The following is a 3,217-nucleotide window of genomic DNA, read 5'->3' on the forward strand; positions in this document are numbered from 1 at the left end:
CTAGCAGCGTCCAGGCGATGGCGGAGCCGAGCGGCCAGTCGAACGCCGCGCCGAACAGATCCGCGATCGCGCTGATCACCGTCACGCCGGAGGCGCCGCCGATGAGTTGGGGCGTGAGAAAATCGCCGACGACCAGGGCGAAAACCATCAGCGCTCCGGCGACCAGCCCAGGCGCGGTCAGCGGCAGAACGAGGCGGATGAAAGTCGTGGCCCGACCGGCGCCCAGGTCGGCCGCCGCTTCGAACAGATGATCGTCAAGCGTCTCGAAGCTCAGCCAAAGCCCGAGCACCATGAAAGGGAGATAGTTGTAGACGAGGACGATCGTGGTCGCGGTCGGACTGAAGAGCAGCGTCTCGATCGGACGGTCGATCACGCCGGTCCAGATGAGAAAGCTGTTCAGCACGCCTTCCCGGCCGAGGATCAGGCGCCAGGCGAAGATGCGCACGAGGTCGCCGGTATAGAGGGGGATGAGCAGCGCGGTCAGAAGCGCCGCCTTCACCTCGCGAATCCGCTTGGCGATGAAGAATGCGACGGGATAGGCGATGACTGCCGTGATCGCGGCGATGGCCGCGCCGTTCATCAGCGCCTTCGCGATCAGGTAGCGATAAGAGGCGCTCGAGAGCACCTGGGCGTAATTGCGCAGACTGGGGTCCGGCACGATGGTGACGAAATCGACGCGGAAGAAACTGTAGACGAACAGCACAGCGAGCGGCGCGAGGCACAGGACGGTTAAGGCGGCGAGCACCGGACCGACGGTCACCGCGAGCGTGGTCCGTCCGCCGTCCATGGCCTAAGCCGCGTCCTCGGCCAGGGCGCCGTCGGCGATCCAGGCCTTCGCCGGATCGTAGCCGAGCGAAACGGCGCCGCCGGCCGCCGGCGGCTCCTCGTCGGGACAGCGCACGCGCAGCGCCGCCGATCCGGCGGCGACCTCGACGAGCCAGTCGGCGCCCTGAAACATCGTGTGACGCACGACGCCGCCGAGGCTTCCCTCGGCGCCAATGACGAGCTGCTCGGGCCTGAGGCAGAGCGAGGCGCGCCGGCCGACCGCGACCCCGGGCGCGCAGGCCGCGCGGGCGGGGCCGAACTCCGTATCGAGCGTCGCCTGCCCCCCAGCGCAAGCGACCACCTTTCCGGCGACGAGGTTCGATCCGCCGATGAAGTCGGCGACATAGGCGTTCGCGGGACGGCGGTAGATCGTTTCCGGATCGCCCTCCTGCTCGATCACGCCGTGGTTCATCACGATGATCGAGTCCGACAGCGCAAACGCCTCTTCCTGGTCATGGGTCACATGGAGAAACGCCAAGCCCAGGCGCCGCTGAAGGTCCTTGAGTTCGATCTGCATCTCCTTGCGCATCTTGCGATCGAGGGCGGATAGCGGTTCGTCGAGCAGGAGCAGGCGCGGCCGGTTGACGATCGCGCGGGCGAGCGCGACGCGCTGCTGCTGGCCTCCCGACAGCTCTCGCGGCCGCCGCTCGCCCATCGACTCCATGCGCACCATCTGCAAAGCTTGGGAGACACGCTCCGCCACTTCCCTCCGCCCATGACCGCGCAAGGTAAGGCCGAAAGCGACGTTCTCGGCGACGTTCAGGTGCGGGAAGAGCGCATAGCTCTGGAAGACGGTGTTGACCGGACGCCGGCTCGGCGGGGTGTCATCGAGCGGCCGGCCGTCGAGCGTGATCACGCCCGCCGTGACCGTTTCGAACCCGCCGATCATGCGCAGGATCGTGGTCTTGCCGCATCCCGAAGGGCCGAGCAGGGTCACGTAGCGATTGGCCGACAATACGAAATCGACTCCGCGCACGGCGTGGACCGCCCCGAACCGCTTGTGGACTCCGCGACCCGCCAGGAGAGGGAGTTCGCCTCCCTCTCCCGGGGCGGACGGCGACGCCGCCGCGTCCGTCACATCAGCTGGCCTTCACCTCGTTCCACATCGTGACCCATTCGTTGTAGCGGCGCGGAATCTGCGGCCACACGAACGATTCCATCACGGCCAGGTCCTTGATGAAGATGCGTTCCTGCTGCTCCGGCGGGAGCTTGTCGCGAACGAGGTCGGTCGATTGGGCGTAAGGCCCGCCGTAGGCGAGCTTGAGCCCGTATTCGGGACCGAGCAGGTAGTTGATGAACCTGTATGCGGCCTCGAGCTTCTCGCCCTCGACTCCGGTCGGGATCGCCAGCACGTCGCACCAGGACGGCACGCCTTCCTTGGGCAGCGAGAGGGCCATCTTGATCCCCTGCTTCGTCAGGTCGTAGTAGGGCGGCAGCCAGGAGAACGCGCACACCACCTCGCCCGTCGCAAACAGATTGGTGAGATCGGCGATCGATGTCCAGTAGGTGCGCAGAAGGGCTTTCTGGGCGATCAGCGCCTTCTTGCACTCGGCCAGCTGGCGATCGTCCATGCTGAAGATCTCCTTCTGCGGAATGTCGAGATAGAGGGCGGCGATCATGATGCCCTCGACCGCGTAGTCGCGCATGGCGAGCTTGCCCTTGTACTTGTCGCCCTTGAAGAATACCGACCAGTCGGGCTTCTCGTCCATGAGGTCCGCGCGGTAGACGATGGTGTTGATGCCCCAGTAATAGGGCAACGAGTACGGCACGCCGTCCTTCTTGTTGAGCGGGTTGTCGCGGAACACCGGATACATATGGGCGGCGTTGGGGATCTTCTTCAGATCGAGCGGCTGCACGAGGTTCGAGGCGATATAGCGCGACATCTCCCACTGCCCCGGGACGACGACGTCGACGTCGGCGGCGCCGCCCGCCTTGAACTTGGCAAACTGCTCGTCATCGGTCGTGATGTAGGTCTGGTCGACCTTGATTCCCGTCTCCTTGGTGAAGGGGTCGATATAGTCGGGCAGGCCGAGATTGTTCCAGGTACTCCACACGATCTCCGTCGACGCGGCGCGGGCCGGTCTCCAGGGCAAGGCGGAGCTCGCTGCGGCCGCCCCCGCCGCCGCAAGGAAATCTCGACGTTGAAGCCTGAAAGCCATGTTCGTTCCCTTTGTTGCGAGCCTTCGCCGGCGTCGCATCGAGCCAAGCGCGGCTGGGGAGTTACAAGGGGAAAGATTGCTCTCTTTCTTGATAAGCATCAATTGGCAAAGAAGCGTGTTCCCTTTCTTTCGTATGGGACTGGGCCCGCTCCGCGCCGACGCCTAAGGAACGTGCAACGTGCATCGGACGCAGTCAAACCAGGGGCTTTGTCACGGCAGCGGTAGCGCGTCTC

General features: G+C 65.2%; 3 protein-coding genes. All 3 read right to left on the reverse strand.

Going from position 1 to position 3,217, the window contains the following annotated elements; translation table 11 throughout:
• Positions 1-787 (reverse strand): ABC transporter permease (locus tag ACLP25_RS31405; protein WP_442473002.1); only part of this gene is annotated, 787 nt, incomplete at its 3' end.
• A 3-nt stretch (positions 788-790) separates the two neighbouring features.
• Positions 791-1,903 (reverse strand): ABC transporter ATP-binding protein, encoded by a 1,113-nt coding sequence (locus tag ACLP25_RS31410; RefSeq protein ID WP_442473003.1) that lies wholly within the window; start codon positions 1,901-1,903, stop codon positions 791-793.
• 1 nt (position 1,904) lies between these two features.
• A complete protein-coding gene (locus tag ACLP25_RS31415) occupies positions 1,905-2,918 on the reverse strand; it encodes an ABC transporter substrate-binding protein (protein WP_442473004.1) in 1,014 nt (337 codons plus the stop codon).
• Positions 2,919-3,217: the final 299 nt, after the last annotated feature.

The sequence above is a fragment of the Roseiarcus sp. genome (genome assembly GCF_052145395.1).
In the GTDB taxonomy this organism is placed as follows: Bacteria; Pseudomonadota; Alphaproteobacteria; order Rhizobiales; family Beijerinckiaceae; genus Roseiarcus.